The 3890-nt window shown below is 69.4% G+C and carries 6 protein-coding genes; 1 reads left to right on the forward strand and 5 read right to left on the reverse strand.

Features of this window, described 5'->3' with window-relative positions; all coding sequences use genetic code 11:
- On the reverse strand, positions 1–267 hold a 267-nt coding region (locus Val02_RS17250), incomplete at its 3' end, for a glycosyltransferase (protein WP_203900116.1).
- 184 nt (positions 268–451) lie between these two features.
- A complete protein-coding gene (locus Val02_RS17255) occupies positions 452–1381 on the reverse strand; it encodes a glycosyltransferase (RefSeq protein WP_203900117.1) in 930 nt (309 codons plus the stop codon).
- A gap of 100 nt (positions 1382–1481) precedes the next feature.
- On the opposite strand from Val02_RS17255, the gene Val02_RS17260 reads away from it, so the two are divergent.
- Positions 1482–2033: a hypothetical protein gene (locus Val02_RS17260; RefSeq protein WP_203900118.1), complete on the forward strand. Its 552-nt coding sequence runs from the start codon at positions 1482–1484 to the stop codon at positions 2031–2033.
- A 1-nt stretch (position 2034) separates the two neighbouring features.
- Here Val02_RS17260 and Val02_RS17265 read toward each other — a convergent pair whose 3' ends face one another.
- The 3 genes from Val02_RS17265 to Val02_RS17275 all read right to left on the reverse strand — a co-directional run bounded on the left by Val02_RS17265 (position 2035) and on the right by Val02_RS17275 (position 3762).
- Positions 2035–2505: a hypothetical protein gene (locus tag Val02_RS17265; protein WP_203900119.1), complete on the reverse strand. Its 471-nt coding sequence runs from the start codon at positions 2503–2505 to the stop codon at positions 2035–2037.
- 11 nt (positions 2506–2516) lie between these two features.
- Positions 2517–2828 carry a hypothetical protein gene (locus Val02_RS17270; protein ID WP_203900120.1) on the reverse strand — a complete coding sequence of 104 codons (312 nt, stop codon included), beginning with the start codon at positions 2826–2828 and terminating at the stop codon, positions 2517–2519.
- Between the two features lie 253 nt (positions 2829–3081).
- The gene (locus Val02_RS17275) at positions 3082–3762 is read right to left on the reverse strand and encodes a response regulator transcription factor (RefSeq protein ID WP_203900121.1); all 681 of its coding nucleotides are present in this window, start codon (positions 3760–3762) and stop codon (positions 3082–3084) included.
- Positions 3763–3890 lie beyond the last annotated feature (128 nt).

The following is a 3890-nucleotide window of genomic DNA, read 5'->3' on the forward strand; positions in this document are numbered from 1 at the left end:
CTCGGGGGCGAGGCCGTAGAGGGTCCGCTCGGAGCCGTCGGTCGAACCGTCGGAGACGGCGATGACCTCGAACCGCACACCCTGCGTGCGCAGGCAGGTCACCAGCGAGGCGACCGTGCGGCGCAGCGCGTCGCCCGGGTTGTAGAAGGGGATCACGATCGACAGCTCGACGGTGGCGTCCGCGGCGTTCCACAGCCGGGCGGCGTCGAAGAGCTCGCCGAGCTGGCGCGGCACTGCGAAGGTGGGGCGGAGCTGCGTCGTGGTCATGGCAAAACTGTCGGGCCGCAACCTCAACGTCACATCAAGCCGAAAACAAGGTCTCGTCTTGGCCGCCGCCGGCTGTCGTCCGTTCGGAAAGGGATGACAGGAGACGGGACGACGCCAAGCCGCCCGGACGGCCTGAGGCACGTCCGGGCGGCGGCGAAGGGGGGCCCGCGGGAGCGGGTCGGGTTCAGGCGGCGCGGGTCACCAGCGCGCCGTGGATGATGCGGTCGGCGACCCCGCCGGTGGCGCTCGTTCCACTGTGGACGGTCAGCCCGTCGGTGTAGTGCTTGTGCAGCTGGTGCCGCACGTAGATGCCGAGGGTGTCGCGGATGGTGCGGAGGATGGCTTTGGTGCCGACGGTGGAGCCGGCGGTGCGTTCTTCGAGGCGGACGGGTGCGGGGACCATGTCGGTGATGCCGTGTGCTTTGGCGGCGACGAAGAATTCGAGGTCGAAGGCGAAGCGGGTTTCCTGGAGCTTGGGCAGGACGTCGGCGAGGACGTCGCGGCGGAAGATTTTGCAGCCGGTTTGGGTGTCGCGGACGCCGAGCATGAAGAGCATGGCGACGAGGGTGCTGTAGACGATGGAGACGATTTTGCGGAAGGGGCTGCTGGCGCTGGTGGAGTTGGTGTGGCGCTTGTCGGCGTAGACGACGGCGTGTTGTCCGGTGCGGGCGATGTTGAGGTATTCGACGAGGTGGACGGGGTCGATGTCGCCGTCGGCGTCGACCATGCCGACCCAGGCGCCGCGGGCGCGGGCGAAGCCGAGGTGCAGGGCGCCGCCTTTGCCTTGGTTGTGGTTGGCGGTGAGGACGCGGACCTCGGGGGCGAGGCCGTAGAGGGTCCGCTCGGAGCCGTCGGTCGAACCGTCGGAGACGGCGATGACCTCGAACCGCACACCCTGCGTGCGCAGGCACGACACCAGCTGCTGCACGGTGCGGCGCAGGGCGTCACCGGGATTGTAGAAAGGGACCACGATCGACAGCTCGACGTTCTCGTCGGCCGGGCGCCAGAGGCGGGCGGCGTCGAAGAGCTCACCCAGCTGGCGCGGGGCGGCGAAGCCGGCCGGGCGCTGGCGGAGGGTTCCGGTGGGGGCCGGGGCGAGGAGCGTTGCGGTCATGCCAAAACCTTCGGGCCGCAACCTCAATGCAACTTCAAGCCGGCAACAAGCTTCCGTCTTGCACCCGGGAGGGCGCGGGTTCCGATGTCACCATGGGCGAGTGGAACTCACTTTCTCCTTCCGTCGCGCCGCCGCCGTCGCGGCCGCGTGCACCGCACTGGGCATGTTCGGCCTTGCCGCTCCCGCACTCGCGGGGCCGGGAACGGGGCAGGGCAACGGTTCCGGCAACTCGAACAAGAGCGAGGGCCCGGGCTACGGCGGCGGTGCCGACCGGCTCGACGTCAAGTGGAAGGACAAGGACGAGAAGAAGGACAAGGCGAAGAAGAACGTCGCCATCAACGGTGTCGGGTTCCGCGCCGGCTCGAAGGTGATTCTGCGGGTCGGTTCCGGCGAGGAGATCAGCGCCATCTGCGACCCGTTCGGCGCGCTGAAGTTCGACGTGCCGGGGCAGGAGCTGAAGCTGACGTCGGGGACCAGCGTGCTCGTGTCCGGTTCGACGCCGTCGGGGACGCAGTTGACGCTCGTCGGGGCCATCCCGCCGGAGCCGGACGGCAGCGGCGCGCAGGACCTGGTGCCGTGGGTCGTCGCCGGCGGCGCGCTGCTCGCCGTGTCGGGCGGGTTCGTGGGGCGGCGGCGCCGGGTGCGCTACTGACTCACTTCATGAGTGCCACGACGAGGGTGCCCGCGAACATCGCCGCCGTCAGCCACGCGTAGAAGACGCTGATGTGCTGGCGGTTGCGGACCAGTTTCGGGATCATCCGCACGCTGAACGGGATCATGAACACCTTGCCGATCCCGAAGACGTACGCGTCGTGCTCGGGCCCGGGGCCGTTGCGGCGCAACGACTCCAGCAGCGACTCGACCTCGTTGCTGCGTGCGACGATGACGGTCTGCAGGCGCATGAACATCACCTCCAGATAGGCGAACAGCAGCACCAGAAAGGCGCCGGCGAGCGGAAGCGCCGGCGCCTTCGTGTTGGCCCCGAGCGCGAACAGCGCACCGGCGACCGTGATGGCCCAGCCCTTGATCTTGAAGCGCTGGTCGTCGTACTTGTCGTTGCTGGACTGGAGGCGTTCGTACTCCAGGCGGAGCAGGTCGATCAGGGCCGGGCGGTCGTCGCTCACAGCCGTCGATCCTAGGTCCAGTGCGCGCGGGTGCGGGCGAGGGCCTCCGGGGCGGCGTCCAGGTGTTCGAGGCCGAGCAGCGCGGCGCCGAGGATCGGCGGTGCGTCCACAATGGACGGTGTGCCGTGCGGGACCCGGTTGGACAGGCCGTCCAGCACGAGTCCGGTCAGCAGCGGGTGCCGCGCGGCGAGCACCCCGCCGCCGAGGACGACCGCGGCGGGTGTGCCCAGCAGGTCGAGCCGGCGCAGGGCCACCTCCGCCAGCACCACGACCTCGTCGGCCATCCGGGAGACCACCGCGTGCGCGACCGGGCCGGCCCGCACCCGTCCTCGGCGCGAGCCCGGGACCGCCGCGTGTCCGGGTCGATCAGCGCCAGCTCGGTGCGGTTCCGTCGAGGTCAACGGCGCACCCGCGTGACTGTCGCCGGACGCGCGGGAGGGAAATCCACCGCGGGACCCGGACGGCGGGTGAGGCGGACAGCTGAACGCGGACGTGGCAGCGTAGCCCCGAAGGGGCCAGCGGTGCCGCCCGGGAGGCAACGGTCACGCCCCCGACGGCCCGGGAAAGAGAAGCGATCTACGGTTCGAACCGGTAGCCGATGCCACGCACGGTGCGGATGTGGCGCGGTGCGGAGGCGGACTCGCCGAGCTTGCGGCGGAGGTTTCCGACGTGCACGTCGATGATGTGATCGTCGCCGAACCAGTTGTCGCCCCACACGTCCTCGAGCAGTTGATTGCGCGTGAACGTGCGGCGCGGGCTCGACGACAGCAGGTCGAGGATGCCGAACTCGATTTTCGTGAGGTCGATCGGTTCGCCGTTGACCGTCACCTCGCGCACGACCGGATCCACCCGCAGCGACCCGTACTCCCGCGCGCCGGACTCGCCCGATCCGCGCGGCCGGCGCCGCATCGCCTGGATGCGCGCGGCAAGCTCCCGCGGCGAGAACGGCTTCGTCACATAGTCGTCCGCCCCGACCGACAGCCCCACGATCTTGTCCACCTCGTCCGTCCGCCCCGTCACCATCACGATGTACGCATCGGTGAACTGGCGGATCCGCCGACACACCTCCAGCCCGTCGACATCCGGCAGCCCGAGGTCCAGAACGGCGATCTCCGGCTTCTCCTTGCGGGCCAACTCGACGGCCTTGTTTCCGTCTCCCGCCACGACGACATCGAAGCCCTCCTTCTCAAGGAGGTGCTTGCACAGCAGCACGAACTCCGGAGAGTCCTCCACGAGAAGAGCACGGGGCCTGGTCACAGCGGTGGACCTCCAGCAGCCTGAGCATGGTCGCTCTCACTGTCGGCATTCTGGAGCCTGACTGGAGGAAAACCAGACAAACGAAGCGCCGGCCCTTGTTCGGGGCCGGCGCCTTGTCTGTTGTTCTG

Origin of the sequence: Virgisporangium aliadipatigenens (genome assembly GCF_016863615.1) — a bacterium.
GTDB lineage: Bacteria > Actinomycetota > Actinomycetes > Mycobacteriales > Micromonosporaceae > Virgisporangium > Virgisporangium aliadipatigenens.